Below are 16,042 nucleotides of genomic sequence, written 5' to 3'. Positions count from 1 at the left end.
CCCCTCGGGTCTGTCGCCCCACCATCCACGCGGCGGGCGCCGTGCACCCGGTGGTACCCGGTGCGCGATCGTCCTTAACCCGCCGACGCAGTCCACTCCACAAACAGCCTAAATCGGTATCTTCGACGTGGGAGTGGTTAGGCGAATCCGCCCCTGGTCAGCGCTGGACCAGGGGCGCCGAGCTGTCGCGTACGACCAGGTCGGTGGAGAGCTCGACCCTCGGGGTGTCGACCGCCTCACCCCGGGCCAACCGGAGCACGGTACGGGCGGCGAGCAGGCCCATCTCCGCCAACGGCTGGCGCACGGTGGTCAACGGTGGCGAGGACCAGCGCGCCTCGGGCAGGTCGTCGAAGCCGACCACGCTCACGTCGTCGGGCACCCGCAGGCCACGCCGACGGACCGCCTCGTACGCGCCGAAGGCCATCTGGTCGCTGGAGGCGAAGATCGCCGTGGGCGGGTCGGCGAGGTTGAGCAGTGCCGTGCCGCTGGAGTAACCGGACTCGTGGTAGAAGTCGCCGGGGGCGATCAGCTGGTGGTCGACGGGAAGGCCGGCGGCCTCAAGCGCTGCCCGGTAACCGTCGAGCCGGGCCCGACTGCAGAGCAACCGGGGTGGACCGGCGATGAAGCCGATCCGACGATGGTTGAGCGAGAGCAGGTGTTCGGTCGCCCGCAGCCCACCCGCCCAGTTCGTCGCGCCGATGGTGGGAATGTCCAGGGTGGGTACCCCGGCCGGGTCGACCAGCACCATCGGTACGTTCAACCGGCGCAGCTCGGCGTGGACCGGCGGGGCGAGGTCGCTGCTCACCAGGATCACCCCGTCGGTGGCCCGGGTGCGCAGGTTCTGCAGCCACTGCCGGGTGGAGGTCGAGCGGCGGTGGATGGCCGAGACGACGGTTCCGACACCGGCCGCGTGGGCGACGTCCTCCACGCCCCGGATGATCTCCACCGCCCAGGGGCTGTCGAGGTCGTTGAAGACCAGGTCGATCAGGCTCGCGCCGGCCCGTGGGCGGGTCGCCCGACGCCGGTAGCCGTGCCGGCGCAGCAGTTCCTCGACCCGCTCCCGGGTCTGCGGCGCAACATCGTTGCGACCGTTGAGCACCCGGGACACGGTCGGCACCGAGACGCCGGCTTCCTGGGCGATCGCGGTGATGGTGATCCTGCGTCCTTCGTCGACCGTCACGGGGCAGCTCCTTCGTCGAGGCTCCAGCCTACGACCGAAACACTTTCGCGGTTACGCCGCACCGTGACCGAGCGGAAGACACTCAACGCGGCCGCATCGCGGGTCCGCCCCGCCGATCGGATGTGGCGTTTCCCCAACAATTTACGGAACTGTTCCGGAAAACGCGTCACCCGAGACTAACCGATCGGGCGCGCCGGCGGCACTGAGAGCCGGCTCAGGCACCGATCTCCTCGACCACGCTGGTCCCCTCGCCGGGGCGGGACTCCCACTGCCAGGTCTCGTCCAGTCGCAGCCGGCCGTCCGGCAGCACGCTCACCTCGGTCACGCAGCGGCCGGAGGACGTCTCCCCGTCGATGTTGAGCTGCACGTACCGGATGCTGAGCAGGTCGGCGCGGCGGGTGCCGACGAGGTAGCCGCGACGCACCGCGCCACCGGCGTACGTCGCCCACACCTCACCGTCGCGCTCCCGGTACTCGAAGACGGTCTCCGCGCTCACCTCGCCACCGACGTTGTCGATGGCGGCGAACCGGCGGGCGTCGAGCGAGGGTGCGGTCATCCGCGCGACGCTATCAGCGGGCGGGGCGGACCTGGGGTCAACGTGGCTCGAAGACCCGACCCCGAGGCGTGCACGGCAACCGGGCACCTCACCTCAGATGGCCATGATCCTGGCGGCGTGCGCGTGCCCACCCAAATCAGTGAGTGGTCGCCTCGGTTGGGCGACAGCCCCGATTCACCCATTCGGCACCCAACCGTCCGTACGCCACGAGCGCGCGAACGGGTCGTTCCGCAAATCTCACTCTTGGTAGTTTCCGAGCCGCTCTTCATCAGCGAATCATGGCTTGACCTCGAAAAGTTCATCTTCGACCACCCCGCGCTTCATTACAGCGAGTGAACCTCGCGGCGGGGCGAAGTCGTCCATCCACTTTCGCGAACTACCGAGAGAGGCAGGTCCGTGGACCTTCCTGGTTTCCGGGTGTCCCGCCGCCGCCGCGGCGAGATGACCATCGCAGAGCAGCACGAGTACTGGCAGGACGTCAAGAGGAACCTCTCCCGCCGCCGCTTCCTCGCGGCCGGTGCCGTCGGTGCCGCCGCCGTCGCGGTGGGCCCGACCCTGCTCACCAAGGCCGCGTACGCCGAGGCTCCGGGGTCGTCGGTGACCCCCTTCGGGCGGCACCTGTCGTACGGCAACGACCCGACGACGCAGATGCGGGTGGGCTGGCAGGTCCCGGCCGCGGTCGACAAGCCGGTGCTGCGTCTCGGCACCTCCGCCGACGACCTCAGCCAGGTCGTGCAGGGCGAACTGCGCTCACTGCACAGCGACTACGGCACCGGTACGCCCCTGGACCAGTTCTACGGACACGCCGCGCTCGACGGTCTGCGGCCCGACACCACCTACTACTACGCCATCGGTCACGACGGGCTGGAGGCGGCCGGCGGACCGGTACAGAGCTTCACCACCGCGCCGGCCGGCAGCGGCGCGGCCCTGCGGCCGTTCACCTTCACCGCCATGGGCGACATGGGCGCGAGCGCCCAGGCGCTGCTGGACAACGCCCAGATCATCGCCCAGAAGCCGGCCTTCCACCTGGTCGCCGGTGACATCACGTACGCCGACTCCAGCGGCAAGGGCGAACTCGGCGACACCTTCAACCCGTCGGTCTGGGACAAGTACTTCGGCCAGATCGAGCCGGTCGCCCAGTCGGTGCCGTGGATGTTCGCCACCGGCAACCACGACATCGAGTCCTGGTACTCCCCCAACGGGTACGGCGGCCACGTCCAGCGCCTGGACCTGCCGACCAACGGGCCGTCCAACTGCCCGAGCGTGTACGCCTTCACGTACGGCAACGTCGCGGTGCTGTCGTTGGACACCAACGACGTCAGCAACGAGGGACCGGCGAACCGTGGCTACTCCGGGGGCGCCCAGCTCAGTTGGCTGGAAAAGACCCTGGCCGACCTGCGGGCCAACCCGAAGATCGACTTCATCGTGGTCTTCTTCCACCACTGCGCCTACGCGGTCACCACGAACCACGGCTCCGAGGGCGGCGTACGCGCCCAGTGGATCCCGCTGTTCGACAAGTACAACGTCGACCTGGTGATCAACGGCCACAACCACATGTACGAGCGGGCCGACCCGATGCGCGGCGGCGCCAAGACCCGTACCGCCGCCGTCGGCGACACGGTCAACCCGGTGACCGACGGCACCACCTACATCGTCGCCGGTGGCGGCGGCGCCGGCCTCTACAGCCTGCCGGCCAACGGCCCGGAGAGCTACGCCGGCAACGTGCACGACTCCGACGGGGTCTCCACCTTCTACCGCAACACCTCGGGCACCAAGGTGAACGAGACGGTCGACTGGTCGCGGATCCGCTACCGGGGTCACAACCTGCTCGCCGTCGACGTGAAGCCCGCCGCCCCCGGCCAGACCACCACGCTCACGCTCCGGGCGGTCTCGATCGAGGGCGCGGCGACCGGCACCGAGATCGACCGGCTGACCATCACCCGGACCGCCGCCACGGTCGACACCCCCGCCTTCGGGATGCCCGCCGTGCTCACCGGAGCCGCCCTGGCCGCCGGCGCGGGCTACGTCGCGTGGAAGCGGCACCGCAGCGGCCTGGAGGTTCCGGCCTCCTGATGGACCACCACCCCACCCGCCCGTCCGGGGACCCGCTCCCCGGGCGGGCCCTCCGGGCGGTGCTGTTCGCCGGCACCCGCCCCGAGATCGTCAAGCTCGCTCCGGTCGCCCAGGCCCTGCACACCACGGGGGCGCAGGTCCAGGTGATCGCGACCGGTCAGCACCACGACCACCGGATGGCCGGCTCGTTCTTCGCCGACCTCGGTGTCGAACCCACCGCACACTGGACGCTGCACGGCGACGAGGCGGCCCGGGTCGGCGGTCTGCTCGGGCACGCGCTCGGCTACTTCGCCACCGACCGGCCGGACGTCGCCGTGGTGCAGGGCGACACCTGGACCGTGCCGCTGGTCGCCATGGCGGCCCGCCGGTACGGCGTACCGGTCGCACACGTCGAGGCGGGGCTGCGGTCGTACAACCCGCTCTCACCGGAGGAGTGCAACCGAACGGTCGCGGCCGACCTCGCCACCGTGCACCTGGCGCCGACCGAGGGGGCCCGGGAACACCTGCTCCGCGAGGGCGTCGCCGGGTCGAGCGTGCACGTCGTCGGCAACACCGTCTGCGACGTACTGCGCGGCTCCGGTGTGACCGCCGTACCACCGGCGGAGCGGGCCGGCATCCTGGTCACCGCGCACCGCTCCGGCACCGTCGACTCACCCGAGCGGCTCGCCACCCTGGTCGACATCGTCCGCGCGCTCGCCGAACGGCACACCCCGGTGACCTTCCCGCTGCACCCGCGCACCGCCGACCGGCTGGCCGCCGCCGGCCTCACCGACCGGCTCACGCACCCCGGCATCGCCCTGCTCGACCCCCAACCGCACCGCCGGATGCTGGAGCTGATCGCCGGTTCCGCGCTGGTCGCCACCGACTCCGGTGGCCTGCAGGAGGAGGCGGGCTGGTTCGGCGTACCGGCGCTGGTGCTGCGGGAGAGCACCCCCCGACCGGAGGGGGTCGCGCTCGGTCAGGCGGTCCTGGTCGGCCTCGACCCGAACCGGGCGCTGGCCGCCGCCACCGAACTGCTCACCCCGGCGGCCCAGCGGCGGATCGCGGCCATGCCCTGCCCGTACGGCGACGGCCACACCGCCGACCGGATCGCCGCCCTCCTGACCGACCTGCACCACACCGGCCGGCTACGCCTGCGCGAGCCCGGCCCCGACACCTCGACGCACGACATCTCCAAGGAGGTCGACCGATGAGAATCCTGGCGATCGGCGCGCACCCGGACGACATCGAACTGGGCTGCGGGGCGACCCTGCTGCGGGCCCGCCAGCTCGGTGCCTCGGTCACCATGCTCGTCCTCACCGACGGGCGACTCGGCCCCGGCGACCCCGACCTGCGGGCTCGGGAGCAGCGTCAGGCCGCCGAGTATCTCGGCGCCGAACTCATCGGCGGCGGGTTCCGGGACGGCGAACTCGACCACGGGCCGGCACTGGTCAACCGGATCGAGGAGGCACTGGCCGCGGTCCGGCCCGACCTGGTCTTCACGCACGCGCCCGCCGACTCGCACCAGGACCACCGGGCGACCGCCTCGGCCTCGATCGCCGCCGCCCGGACCCTCACCACCGTGCTGCACTACGAGAGCCCGTCGACGCTGGACTTCCAGCCGGTCGTCTTCGGAGACGTCACCGGCCTGGTCCCGGAGAAGCTGCGGCTGCTGCGCCACCACCTCTCCCAGGTGATCGGCGGACGCCGGATCGACCTGGAGGCGCTCGCCGCACAGGCCCGGTTCCGTGGCTTCCAGGGGCGGGTCACCGAGGCCGAGGCGTTCACCACCACCCGTACCCTGCTCAGCCTCTCCGGGCCGGGACGACCGCTGGAGATGTCGGACGCACTCGGCCTGGCTGCGGAGAACTGAGGTGGACCGTCCCCCGCTGGGTGTGCTCGTCGACCTGGACGACACCCTCTACCCGCAGGCCGAGTTCCTGGCCCAGACCTGGGACCGGGTCGCCGCCGCCGGGGCCTCGCTCGGACTCGACCGGGACGCGCTGCGGTCCGCGCTGGGCAGGGAAAGTGCCCGGGGCAGCGACCGGGGCAGCCTGATCGACTCCGCGCTCGCCGCGATCGGCGCCGCACCCGCCCTCGCCCCGGCGCTGGTCGGTGCCTTCCGCAACTTCCGGCCGACGACGCTCACCCCGTACCCGGGTGTCGCGGAGCGGTTGAGCCGGCTGGCCCGCTCCGTACCGCTGGTGGTGGTGACCGACGGCAACCCGGAGCAGCAGCGGGCGAAGCTCGCCGCCACCGGACTGGGCGGGGCGTTGACCGGGGTGGTCTGCACCGACGAGGAGCGGGGACGGGCCGGCCGCAAGCCGCATCCGTCCGGGTTCCGGCGAGGGCTGTCGCTGCTCGGCTGCCGGACCGAGGACGCCGTGATGGTCGGCGACCGGCCGGAGAAGGACATCGCCGGGGCGGTCGCGCTCGGTATCCGCGCGCTCCGGGTCCGCCAGGGCGAATATCGGGACCGGCCCGACCCGGCCGAGGTCTGGCGGTCGGTGCAGACCACGGCCGACGCGTTGGACGTGCTGCTCGACCTCTGCGAGGGGACACGCCGGTGAGTCGGCCGAGCGCGCACCGGCACCCGCGCACCGCCCGGCGGGCGAGCGCGAGCGTCCCCCGGACCGCCCTGCGGGTGGCGGCGGCGCTGACCGTGGTCGCGGCGGTGGCACTCCGTCCGGCCTGGGCGTACCAGGCGGTCGCGCTGGCGCTGACCGCCGTGTTCGCCACCTACCTGATCCGGCACCTGGTCTTCCTGACCGCCGCCCTGCGTCCGATCCCGGCCGAGGCCGACGACACGACGGACCGGCCGTTGAGCGTCACCGTGCTGGTCCCCTGCCACAACGAGGCCAGGGTGATCGACGGGTTGACCGCCGCGCTGGCCGCCCTCGACTACCCGGCACACCTGATCGAGGTGGTCTTCGTCGACGACCGATCCGCCGACGGCACCGGTGACCTGCTGGAACGTGCCGTGGTCGGGCACCGGGGGTGGCGGGTGCTGCGGCGCGCGGCCGACGCGGTCGGCGGCAAGTCCGCCGCGCTCAACGACGCGCTCCGGCTGGCGCGGGGCGAAGTCGTGGTGGTCTTCGACGCCGACCACCAGCCGGCTCCCGACTGCCTACGTGAACTACTGCGCCCGTTCGCCGACCCGCGGGTCGCCGCGGTGCAGGGCCGGTGCGTGGTGCGCAATCCCCGGGACAGTCTGGTCGCGCGCCTGGTGGCGGTGGACTATCTCTGCGGTTACCTGGTGAACATGGCCGGCCGCGACCGGGTCCACGGCCTGCCCGCGTACGGGGGCGCGAACTGTGCCGTACGCACCGACGTGCTGCGGGAACTCGGCGGCTGGAACGTCGAGTCGGTCACCGAGGACACCGACCTGTCGCTGCGGATCTGGTTGCGTGGATACCGGATCGGCTACGCCGAACACGCGGTGGACACCGAACTCGCGGTGACCGGCCTGGGGGCGTACTACCGGCAGCGGTACCGCTGGGCCCGAGGCCACCAGCAGGTCTGCCGCGACTACCGCCGGCCGCTGTGGCGCAGCCCGCGACTGCGGTTGCGCGAGAAGATCGAGGCGACCCTCTTCCTCTACGTCTTCCACGTACCGGTGCTCTGCGTGCTCGCCCTGCTGCTGGCCGGCATCACCACGGCCGTGCCCGGTCTGCTGCCGTCGGCCGGTCCACTCTGGGCCATCGCGCCGTTGATGGCGGCCGGACCGGTGCTCGAGGTGGGGGGCGGGCTGTTGCGGGCCGGTGCCCGCCGCCGGGACCTGCTGCCGTTGCTGCTCTTCCCGGCGCTTTTCGTGATCTCGATGCTGCTCTGCACCCGGGCCATGCTCGACGCCTGGGCGGGGTCCCGCTACGCCTGGGTGAAGACCGAGCGAACCGCCCTGGACCCGAACGCGGCGGTGCACACCGAGCGTGCCGCCCGGGATCCGCGCGCCGTGGTGACCCCCGCGTGACCGGCGGGCTGAGCCGGGCCGGGCTGGCCGACGACGGGACGGGCGGCCGGCACCGGGCGATCGGGCCGGCCCGGGGTGGCCGCGCCGGCTATCCACTGGTACGGGTGCTGACGGTGCTGGCGGTCACCGTCGGTCTCGGCTGGTGGGCGGCGGCCCCGGTGAGCCACTGGGAGGCGGCGGCCACCGCCTGGCTCGCCCAGCACACCGGGCTGGAAATGACCCGGGAACTTCCCGGCACCAACCTGGTCCACGGCTTCTACGGCTACCAGCCGTACTTCATCCGGATCACGCCCTCCTGCTCGGCGTTGACGGTGAGCGCCGCCGCCGCCGGGGTGTCGCTGCTCATCCTCGGCGGCAGCCGGCGCCAGCGGATCGGTGGCGCGGTCCTCGCGGTGCTGCTGCTGTCGCTGGGCAACCTGACCCGGCTGGTCGCGGTCCTCTGGGTCGGCCGGGGCGCCGGCATCAACACCATGATCACTTTTCACGACTGGGTCGGCACGGTCTTCTCCTACCTGCTGCTGATCGCCGTACTGCTCCTGCTGATCGCGGTACGGCTGCCACGCGGTGCCGCGCTCTCCGGTGGCAGGAGGCGGCGGCCGGCCCGACGGCGGACCTCCGGCGATCAGCGGCGACAACCCGCCCGAGAGAAACAGGAAGACCACCGTGACCGACCCCGCTGACACCACCCGAACCACCCTGGTCCGTCCCGGCCCGCAGTCGCCCCGGCCGCGACCGTCGGATCCCCGGCTGGCCGGGCGCCGGGTGCTGGTGACCGGCTGCGGTGGCCCCGCCGGAGTCGCCGTACTGCGCGAGCTGACCACCCTGGATGTGACCCCGGTGGCCGCCGACTGTGACCCGTACGCCGCTGGCCTGCACCTGGGCCACCAGAGTTACCTGCTGCCCACGGCCGACTCCCCCGACTACCCGGACCGGTTACTGGCGGCGGCGACCGCCACCGGCAGCGACGCGGTGATCGTGACCGTCGCGGAGGAACTGCTGCGGGTGGCGGGCAACGAGGCGGAGTTCGCCGAACGCGGGATCGCGGCGTGGTTCCCGGCCCACCGGACGGTCGCCGACTGCCTCGACAAGTGGGCGTTCGCGGCGCGAATCGACGCCGCCGGGGTGGCCGCGCCCGGCACCGCCCTGGACGGCCCCGGTGACCTGCCCGGACCGTGGATCGTCAAGCCACGGGTCGGGCGCGGGTCCCGGGACGTCTATCCGGTGGACGACCCGGCGGACTTTCCGACCCTGCTGCGCCGGGTGCCGGCCCCGCTGGTGCAGACCCGGCTGCCGGGCAGGGAGTTCACCGTCGACTGCCTGATCGGACGCGACGGCGCGGTCCTCGGTGCGGTGCCGCGCTGGCGCGCGCAGACCCGGGCCGGCATCTCGACCCGGGGCACGACCTTCGCCGACAGCCGGATCGACCTGCTGGTCAAGGAACTGGCCGGCGCGCTCGACCTGACCGCTGTCTGCAACGTGCAGGGTTTTCTGGACGACGAGGGCCCGGCACGGGTGGTCGAGGTGAACCCGCGCTTCTCCGGCGGACTGCCGCTGTCGCTCGCCGCGGGTGCCGACCTGGTCGGGCAGTTCCTACTGGGTACGCTCGGGCTGCCGATCGACCCGACCGCGCTGGTGGCCACCGAGGGGGTGACCACCGTGCGCTGGTTCGCGGAGAGCACGGTGGAGCAGCGCGTCGACCGTTGAGCGGGGGCGCCGGGGCCGCCCCGGGCGCGTCCCGCTGGCATGTCGCGCCCTGCGGAATGCCCCGACCGGAGCCGGCTCAGCCGCCGGCCACCGAGGGAATCACCTGTACCTCGGCGCCGCTGGGCACAGGGGTGTCCAGACCCTCGCCCCGGCGACAGTCCTCGCCATCGACGTAGACGTTGACGTAACGGCGTAGTTCACCCCGCTCGTCGCGGATCCTCCGGTCCAGCCGGGGCCACCGGCCGGCGACCTCGTCCAGCACCGCCCGCAGAGTGCCGCAGGCGGTGACGTCGAGGCGGCTGGCACCCGCCGCGTCGACCCGCAGCGCCGCCGGTACGAGGAGTGTGACCACCGCTCACACCTCCGCGGCACGCAGGCAGAGCACGTCCGGCAGGTGCGCCGCCACCAGGGACCACGAGTCGCCCTCGTCCCGACTGGCGTAGACCTCGCCGGCACGGGTGCCGAAGTAGACGCCGGCGGTCTCGGCGTCGTCGACGCACATCGCGTCCCGCAGCACCGCCGCGTAGTACGGGTCGGTGGGCAGGCCGACGGCGAGCGGCTCCCAGGTGGTGCCGGCGTCAACCGACCGGAACGGCCGGCACCGGCGCTCGACCGGGAACCGTTCGCCGTCGGCGACCAGGGGAAAGTTGTAGATCACGCCGGAACGGTGCGGATGGGCCACCATCGCGAACCCGAAGTCGCTCGGCAGCCCGTCGGCGATGGAGTTCCAGGTGACGCCCGCGTCGTCGCTGCGGTAGACCCCGTGGTGGTTCTGTGCGTAGAGCCGGTCCGGGTCGCCCGCGTCCCGGGCCACCTTGTGCACGCACTGGCCGAACTCGGGCCACTCGTCGGGCAGGAAATAGGCCCGGATCCCGGTGTTACCGGTGGTCCAGGTGGCGCCGGCGTCGTCGGAGCGGTAGACGCCACCGGTCGACATCGCGACCAGGACCCTGGCCGGGTCGGCGGGGTGTGGCAGCACGGTGTGCGCCGCCTGGCCACCGAACCCCTCGCCCCATTCCTTGCGGTGCGGGTGGTCCCAGAGCGCCCTGACCATCTCGTAGCTGACGCCGCCGTCGACGGAACGGAACAGCGCGGTCGGCTCGGTGCCGGCGTAGACCACGTCCGGCTCGGCCGCCGAGCCGGGTGCGAGCTGCCAGACCCGTCCCAGGCTGGTCTCGGTGTCAGCCGGAAAGGCGAGCGGCGGCTGGTCCGGCTCCCGCCAGGAGCCACCGAGATCGTCACTGGTCGCCACGCTCGGCCCGAAGTGCGAGCTGCTCACCCCGGCGAGCAGTCGCGGGGCGGAGCGCCGCTTGTCGATCGCGGCGGAATAGACGCCGGTCATCGAGAAATGCGGTCCGCTCACCTCCCAGGTGAGCCGGTCATCGCTACTGGTGGCGAGGAACAGGCCCTTCGTCGTGCCGATCATCAAGAGGGTTTTCGCAGGCGGTGTTGTCACGGTTGGTCCTCCCATCCGGCGCACCGGCGCACGCCACGGGTCAGTATGGCCCCGGCCACCGACAAAAATTGCACCGTGATTACCACCAATGCCGGCGGACCGCCGTACGGCGAGAACCATTCACTTTCGCTTTTCGTATCCGATGAAGATCGACATCGGCGATCGGCTCCTCTTATTCCGTCATCGCCACTTCCTGCGCCAGCGGAATCGGCGGCCGACCGCCAGCGGGGCCGGCGGCGGCGCTGACACGCCCCGTTCGAGGGTCCATCATGGAGTGGAGGCGCGGTGTACCGTCGCCGCATGACGGTGCTGCAGGAGTTAGTCGCCGCCCTTTCCAGCGGCCGGATCCAGGTTGTCGACCTCACCGCTCCGCTCTCGGACCAGACCCCGATCCTGGGCCTGCCCGAGCAGTTCGGCCAGACCTGGCCGTTCCAGCTCAGCGAGATCAGCCGGTACGACGACCGTGGTCCGGCCTGGTACTGGAACAACTTCTCCACCGGCGAGCACACCGGCACCCACTTCGACGCCCCGGTGCACTGGGTGACCGGTCAACAGGGCGCGGACGTGTCGCAGGTCCCGGTGCGGCAGTTGATCGCCCCGGCGGTGGTGATCGACCACACCGCCGACGCCGCCGCCGACCCTGACTTCCTGCTCGAGGTCGAGCACGTCAAGGCGTGGGAGGCGGAACACGGTGCGCTGCCCACCGGCGGCTGGCTGCTCTACCGCACCGGCTGGGACGCGTACGGCGACCACCCGGAGCGGTACGCCAACGCCGGGCGTACCCCGGGCATCTCGGTCGAGTGCGCCCGGTGGCTGGCCGAGGAGTCGCCGATCCAGGGCGTCGGGGTCGAGACCGTCGGCACCGACGCGGGCGCGGCGCACTCGTTCGACCCGCCGTTCCCGTGCCACTCGTACCTGCTCGGTCAGGAGAAGTACGGCCTGACCCAGCTCCGCAACCTGGCGCAGTTGCCCGCGACCGGCGCGGTGGTGATCGCCGGACCGCTGCCGATCGTTTCCGGGTCCGGCAGCCCGTGCCGGGTCCTCGCGCTGGTCGAACGGTAGGACCGGGCCACCGATGCGGGTAGCCGAGGTGGTCGGGCGGGCCCTGTACGAACACGGCGCACGGCACGTCTTCGGAGTGGTCGGCAGCGGCAACTTCCATGTCACGAACGCACTCCTGGCGGCCGGCGCCCGGTTCGTGGCGGCGGCACACGAGGGCGGCGCGGCGAGCATGGCGGACGGGTTCGCCCGCACCTCCGGGACGGTGGGCCTGCTCTCGGTGCACCAGGGTCCGGGCGTCACCAACGCGCTGACCGGCCTCACCGAGGCCGCGAAGAGCCGTACCCCGATGGTGGTCCTGGCCCCGGAGGCGACCGCGCCCCGGTCCAATTTCTTCATCGACCTGCCGGCACTCGCCACCTCGGTCGGGGCCGACTTCCGCCGGGTACACGCCACGCACGCGGCCGAGGACACGGGCGCGGCGTACCGGGCCGCCGCCCGGGGCGCGACGGTGGTGCTGGGCCTCCCGTTGGAGGTCCAGCACGCCGTGACCGAACCGTGGTCCGGCCCGGTCCTTCCGGTCGAGCCGGCGCCGGCCACCGTCGCGCGGGTCGAGCCCCTGCTGGCCGCGCTCCAGGCCGCACGTCGACCGGTCTTCATCGCGGGTCGGGGCGCGCGGGCGGCACGGGAACCACTGACCCGGCTCGCCGACGCGTGCGGCGCGCTGCTCGCGGTCTCGGCCGCGGCAAAGGGACTGTTCGCCGGGGACCCGTGGAACATCGACGTGGCCGGCGGCTTCGCCACCCCGCTCGCCGCCGAGCTGATCGGCACGGCGGACCTGGTCGTCGCGTGGGGCAGCACCCTGAACATGTGGACCACCCGGCACGGCGAGCTGATCCCACCGTCCGCCGTCGTCGTCCAGGTCGACCACGACCCGGCCGCGTTCGGGGTGAACCGCCCGGTCGACCTGACGGTGGCCGGCGAGGTGACGGCGGTCGCCGAGGCGGTGCTCGGTCGGCTGGACGCCGGCTCCACGGGGCCCGTGGACACCTGGCGTACACCGGAGCTGGCGCAACGGATTCGCGAGCACGGTCGGTGGCGGACGGTCCCGTACCGGGACGAGGGTGGGCCGGAGCGGGCCGGCACCCCGGCGACGATCGACCCGAGGACACTCTCGGCCGCCCTGGACGACCTGCTGCCGCCCGACCGGACGGTGGTGGTCGACTCCGGAAACTTCATGGGCTACCCGTCGATGTGGCTCGACGTGCCGGACGTGGCCGGATTCTGCTTCACCCAGGCGTTCCAGTCGATCGGGCTCGGCCTGGCCAGTGCGCTCGGCGCGGCGGTCGCCCGGCCGGACCGGCTCACCGTCGCCGCGGTCGGCGACGGTGGCTTCGTCATGTCCGCGGCCGAGCTGGTCACCGCCGTCCGGCTGGCGCTGCCCCTGCTTGTGGTGATCTACGACGACGCGGCGTACGGCGCCGAGGTGCACCACTTCGGCCCGGACGGGCACCCGTTGGAGACGGTCACCTTCCCCGACACCGATCTGGCCGCGATCGCCCGTGGTTACGGTTGCGACGGGTTGACCGTCCGGACCGTCGACGATCTCGGGCCGGTACGCCGCTGGCTCGCTGGTCCCCGTACCCGGCCGCTGGTGGTTGACGCCAAGGTCTGCGCCGCGCTTGGCTCATGGTGGCTGGAGGAGGCGTTCCGTGGTCACTGAGTGATTGCCACGTACGGCGACACGGCGCGGCGTGAGCGGAATCAGGGCGGGAACCCGAACGGGGCGCGGCGAGTCCAACCCGGTATGAGACGGGCTCTGGCGGCGATGTCGATCGGTGGGCTGCTGGCCCTGGGCGGCTGTGCCCCGACCGGTTCCGCGCACACGCTGCCCGCTGGCGGAACGGCCGGCTGGCACGGGATCACCGGTGCGCCGCTCTCGCCCCGCACCGGCGCGCTGGGGCTCTGGACCGGACGCGAGGTGCTGCTGGTCGGCGGGAGCGACGAGCCGGTGTGTCCGCCGAACGCCGACTGCGGGTTGGACCCGACCCCGCTCGGCGACGGTGCCGCCCTCGACCCGAAGACCGGTCAGTGGCGGCGCATCGTCGACTCGCCGTATCCGTTCGCCATCGCCTCCGGCGTGGTGATCGGCGGGACGGCGTACGTGCTGCCGGGCGGGTGGGGGTCGCAGGATCATCCGGGGCTGCTCACGTACGACATCGGGACCGACCGCTGGGGGCGGCTGGCGGTCCCGTTCGCCCCGGAGCGTTACGGGATCGCCGCCGCCGGCGACCGGCTGGTGGCGTACCTCGGCACCGACGAGGCCGGGACCGGCGACGACTTCGTTCTCGATGCGCGGACCTCGACCTGGCAGCCGCTGCCCGACGACCCGCTCGGCGCCTCCTTCGACCGCGCGGTGGCCTGGACCGGCACCGAACTGGTGCTGTTCGGCCGGGAACTGTCCGCCGACGCGAACGGTAGGAAACCGGCGGGCGCACGGGCCGCGGCCCTCGACCCGGCCGGCGGTGACTGGCGCCGACTACCCGACTCGCGAATCCTCTCGACCGGGCCGTGGCTGCTGGTCGACGGCAGGCTGGTCAATCCGACGCTGGGCGGCGCGGACGGTGGTCGGGTCGACAACTGGGGCACCACGTTCACCTACGGTGGTGTTCTCGACCCGGGGACCGGTCGCTGGTCGGCGTTGCCGGACACGTCGGGCGCGGGACAACTCAGCGCCGGTGCCCGGGGGGCTTCGACCGCCGTCTACGTGGATGTGACCGGCTCGGTGCTGGAGACCACGACCGGCCGCTGGATCCGGGTCCCGAAGGTTCCCGGCGGGGAGGTCTCCGGCCGTACGCTGGTCGCCGCCGGCGCCGACATGCTGCTCTTCGGCGGTGGACGACGTGACGGCGCGGGGCACTCCGGTGCGCTGATCGACCAGGTGTGGATCTGGTCGGGGCGGAGCTGAGCCGGATCAGCGGTACATGTGTACGCGGACCGTGGTGGCGCCCGGTCGGGTGTGTACGCGTACGAGGTCGCAGAGTTCGTTGACCAGGAGCAGCCCACGTCCACCGAGCTGGTCCGCGGGCGCGGGAATCCGCCCGGCGAGCGGTTCGGAGATGTGCCCGGTGTCGGCGAGCTGGCAGATCAACTGTTTGTCGGTGGTCCAGACCGAGAAGGTGCCGCCGGCCCCGGTGTGCTCGACGGTGTTCGCGGCGAGTTCGTTGACCGCGAGCGTCAGGTCGGCGACCCGGTCGGGGGCGAGACCGGCGGCGAGGGCCTGGGCGGTCACCAGTCGGCGGAGCGCCCAGAGCGCGTGGAGATCGACCGTGAGGGTCTCCGCGTGCGGGGGCGAGGGTGGCAGGGGCAGGTTGAAGCCGTCCGCGACGGTGATCGGGTCCGCGTAGTGGGGGCTGTCCCAGGCATCGGCGGCGGTCCGCAGGACCGGGTGGGTGCGGTAGGCGTCGTCGAGCCAGTTCCGGTCGAGGCGCCCGGTGTCGTACGGGCAGAGGATGGTGGCGCAACGCCCGGCGAAGGCCGCGTTGATCAGGGCCTCGTGCTGGGCGCAGGCGGGGTACTCGGCGGCGGTCCGGCCGGCCCAGACCGGTTCACCGATGATCCGTACCCGGCGGTCCGGGTGCGCGTCGGCGAAGGCGAGCAGCACCCGGGGGATGATCCGGCCAGGGTTGCGGCCGGCCACGGCCATGTCGTGCAACTGCACCCGGGCGGCGTCGGCGCCGAGCGCGTCACGGATGAGTTCGAGGTTGCCCTCGGGTACCGCGACCATGACCGGTTCCCCCGCCGCCAGGCCGGCCCGGACGAAGGGGATCGTGCCGGCGAGATATTCGTGCCGGTTCGCGTAGAACAGGGCTGGATGGACGAACTCGTGGAGGTCGCGGGAGTGGTACATCGCCCGGCCGCCTCCCTCTCCGCCTGTTTCCGATCATCACCCGCTGGCCGCCCACCGACCCGACCGGACACCCGCGGGTCACGTACCCGCCCACCACCATAGCCGTCCGTCGCTTCGAGGCGTTCCTGGCTGCGGCCGGAAACACCACCCACTCGGCCAGCACCGACATCCGGAACCGTCAACAACGATCACACCGCGTCACCGACGAGTCAGGG

Annotated in this window: 15 protein-coding genes; 10 read left to right on the top strand and 5 right to left on the bottom strand. The window is 72.4% G+C overall.

The window, feature by feature from the left end:
- Positions 1–157: 157 nt before the first annotated feature.
- Positions 158–1,180, bottom strand: a complete 1,023-nt coding sequence (locus tag BDK92_RS34570; RefSeq protein WP_121160514.1) for a LacI family DNA-binding transcriptional regulator — start codon at positions 1,178–1,180, stop codon at positions 158–160.
- A 214-nt stretch (positions 1,181–1,394) separates the two neighbouring features.
- Complete coding sequence (locus tag BDK92_RS34565) at positions 1,395–1,736, bottom strand: avidin-fold protein (RefSeq protein ID WP_121160513.1); 342 nt, start codon at positions 1,734–1,736, stop codon at positions 1,395–1,397.
- A gap of 396 nt (positions 1,737–2,132) precedes the next feature.
- Here BDK92_RS34565 and BDK92_RS34560 point away from each other — a divergent pair, with 396 nt between their 5' ends.
- Genes BDK92_RS34560 through BDK92_RS34530 form a run of 7 tightly spaced genes read left to right on the top strand, consistent with a single transcriptional unit; the run spans position 2,133 to position 9,462 of the window.
- Positions 2,133–3,809, top strand: a complete 1,677-nt coding sequence (locus BDK92_RS34560) for a purple acid phosphatase family protein (protein WP_246017416.1) — start codon at positions 2,133–2,135, stop codon at positions 3,807–3,809.
- Entirely contained in the window at positions 3,809–5,002 is a 1,194-nt protein-coding gene (gene wecB / locus BDK92_RS34555) for a non-hydrolyzing UDP-N-acetylglucosamine 2-epimerase (RefSeq protein WP_121160511.1), read from the top strand. Before BDK92_RS34560 ends, wecB begins: the two co-directional genes overlap by 1 nt.
- Complete coding sequence (locus BDK92_RS34550; protein ID WP_121160510.1) at positions 4,999–5,661, top strand: PIG-L deacetylase family protein; 663 nt, start codon at positions 4,999–5,001, stop codon at positions 5,659–5,661. Before wecB ends, BDK92_RS34550 begins: the two co-directional genes overlap by 4 nt.
- A 1-nt stretch (position 5,662) precedes the next feature.
- Positions 5,663–6,358 (top strand): HAD family hydrolase, encoded by a 696-nt coding sequence (locus BDK92_RS34545; protein WP_170208797.1) that lies wholly within the window; start codon positions 5,663–5,665, stop codon positions 6,356–6,358.
- The gene (locus BDK92_RS34540) at positions 6,355–7,758 is read left to right on the top strand and encodes a glycosyltransferase family 2 protein (RefSeq protein ID WP_170208796.1); all 1,404 of its coding nucleotides are present in this window, start codon (positions 6,355–6,357) and stop codon (positions 7,756–7,758) included. The genes BDK92_RS34545 and BDK92_RS34540 overlap by 4 nt, the downstream gene beginning before the upstream one ends.
- Complete coding sequence (locus BDK92_RS34535; RefSeq protein WP_121160507.1) at positions 7,755–8,438, top strand: hypothetical protein; 684 nt, start codon at positions 7,755–7,757, stop codon at positions 8,436–8,438. Before BDK92_RS34540 ends, BDK92_RS34535 begins: the two co-directional genes overlap by 4 nt.
- Positions 8,422–9,462: an ATP-grasp domain-containing protein gene (locus tag BDK92_RS34530; protein WP_170208795.1), complete on the top strand. Its 1,041-nt coding sequence runs from the start codon at positions 8,422–8,424 to the stop codon at positions 9,460–9,462. The genes BDK92_RS34535 and BDK92_RS34530 overlap by 17 nt, the downstream gene beginning before the upstream one ends.
- A gap of 76 nt (positions 9,463–9,538) precedes the next feature.
- On the opposite strand, the gene BDK92_RS34525 is transcribed toward BDK92_RS34530, so the two are convergent.
- Positions 9,539–9,814 carry a MoaD/ThiS family protein gene (locus BDK92_RS34525; RefSeq protein WP_121160505.1) on the bottom strand — a complete coding sequence of 92 codons (276 nt, stop codon included), beginning with the start codon at positions 9,812–9,814 and terminating at the stop codon, positions 9,539–9,541.
- Positions 9,815–9,817: 3 nt separating this feature from the next.
- The gene (locus BDK92_RS34520; protein ID WP_246017415.1) at positions 9,818–10,918 is read right to left on the bottom strand and encodes a WD40/YVTN/BNR-like repeat-containing protein; all 1,101 of its coding nucleotides are present in this window, start codon (positions 10,916–10,918) and stop codon (positions 9,818–9,820) included.
- A gap of 300 nt (positions 10,919–11,218) precedes the next feature.
- Here BDK92_RS34520 and BDK92_RS34515 point away from each other — a divergent pair, with 300 nt between their 5' ends.
- The 3 genes from BDK92_RS34515 to BDK92_RS34505 all read left to right on the top strand — a co-directional run bounded on the left by BDK92_RS34515 (position 11,219) and on the right by BDK92_RS34505 (position 14,885).
- On the top strand, positions 11,219–11,980 hold the full coding sequence (locus BDK92_RS34515) for a cyclase family protein (RefSeq protein ID WP_121160503.1): 762 nt from the start codon (positions 11,219–11,221) through the stop codon (positions 11,978–11,980).
- Positions 11,981–11,993: 13 nt separating this feature from the next.
- Complete coding sequence (locus BDK92_RS34510; RefSeq protein ID WP_121160502.1) at positions 11,994–13,640, top strand: thiamine pyrophosphate-binding protein; 1,647 nt, start codon at positions 11,994–11,996, stop codon at positions 13,638–13,640.
- Positions 13,641–13,724: 84 nt separating this feature from the next.
- A complete protein-coding gene (locus BDK92_RS34505; RefSeq protein ID WP_147457212.1) occupies positions 13,725–14,885 on the top strand; it encodes a Kelch repeat-containing protein in 1,161 nt (386 codons plus the stop codon).
- Positions 14,886–14,891: 6 nt separating this feature from the next.
- Here BDK92_RS34505 and BDK92_RS34500 read toward each other — a convergent pair whose 3' ends face one another.
- The gene (locus BDK92_RS34500; protein ID WP_121160500.1) at positions 14,892–15,827 is read right to left on the bottom strand and encodes a sensor histidine kinase; all 936 of its coding nucleotides are present in this window, start codon (positions 15,825–15,827) and stop codon (positions 14,892–14,894) included.
- Positions 15,828–16,042: the final 215 nt, after the last annotated feature.

The sequence above is a fragment of the Micromonospora pisi genome, assembly GCF_003633685.1.
GTDB lineage: Bacteria > Actinomycetota > Actinomycetes > Mycobacteriales > Micromonosporaceae > Micromonospora_G > Micromonospora_G pisi.
The sequence above is the reverse complement of the archived record's forward strand: the minus strand, read 5'-3'. Positions and strand labels throughout refer to the sequence as shown.

Bases quoted from the DNA above. Each gene is read 5' to 3' on its own strand.
- BDK92_RS34505 (WP_147457212.1), top strand. From the start codon at position 13,725: ATGAGACGGGCTCTGGCGGCGATGTCGATCGGTGGGCTGCTGGCCCTG.
- BDK92_RS34565 (WP_121160513.1), bottom strand. From the start codon at position 1,736: ATGACCGCACCCTCGCTCGACGCCCGCCGGTTCGCCGCCATCGACAAC.
- wecB (WP_121160511.1), top strand. From the start codon at position 3,809: ATGGACCACCACCCCACCCGCCCGTCCGGGGACCCGCTCCCCGGGCGG.
- BDK92_RS34510 (WP_121160502.1), top strand. From the start codon at position 11,994: ATGCGGGTAGCCGAGGTGGTCGGGCGGGCCCTGTACGAACACGGCGCA.
- BDK92_RS34515 (WP_121160503.1), top strand. From the start codon at position 11,219: ATGACGGTGCTGCAGGAGTTAGTCGCCGCCCTTTCCAGCGGCCGGATC.
- BDK92_RS34500 (WP_121160500.1), bottom strand. From the start codon at position 15,827: ATGTACCACTCCCGCGACCTCCACGAGTTCGTCCATCCAGCCCTGTTC.
- BDK92_RS34550 (WP_121160510.1), top strand. From the start codon at position 4,999: ATGAGAATCCTGGCGATCGGCGCGCACCCGGACGACATCGAACTGGGC.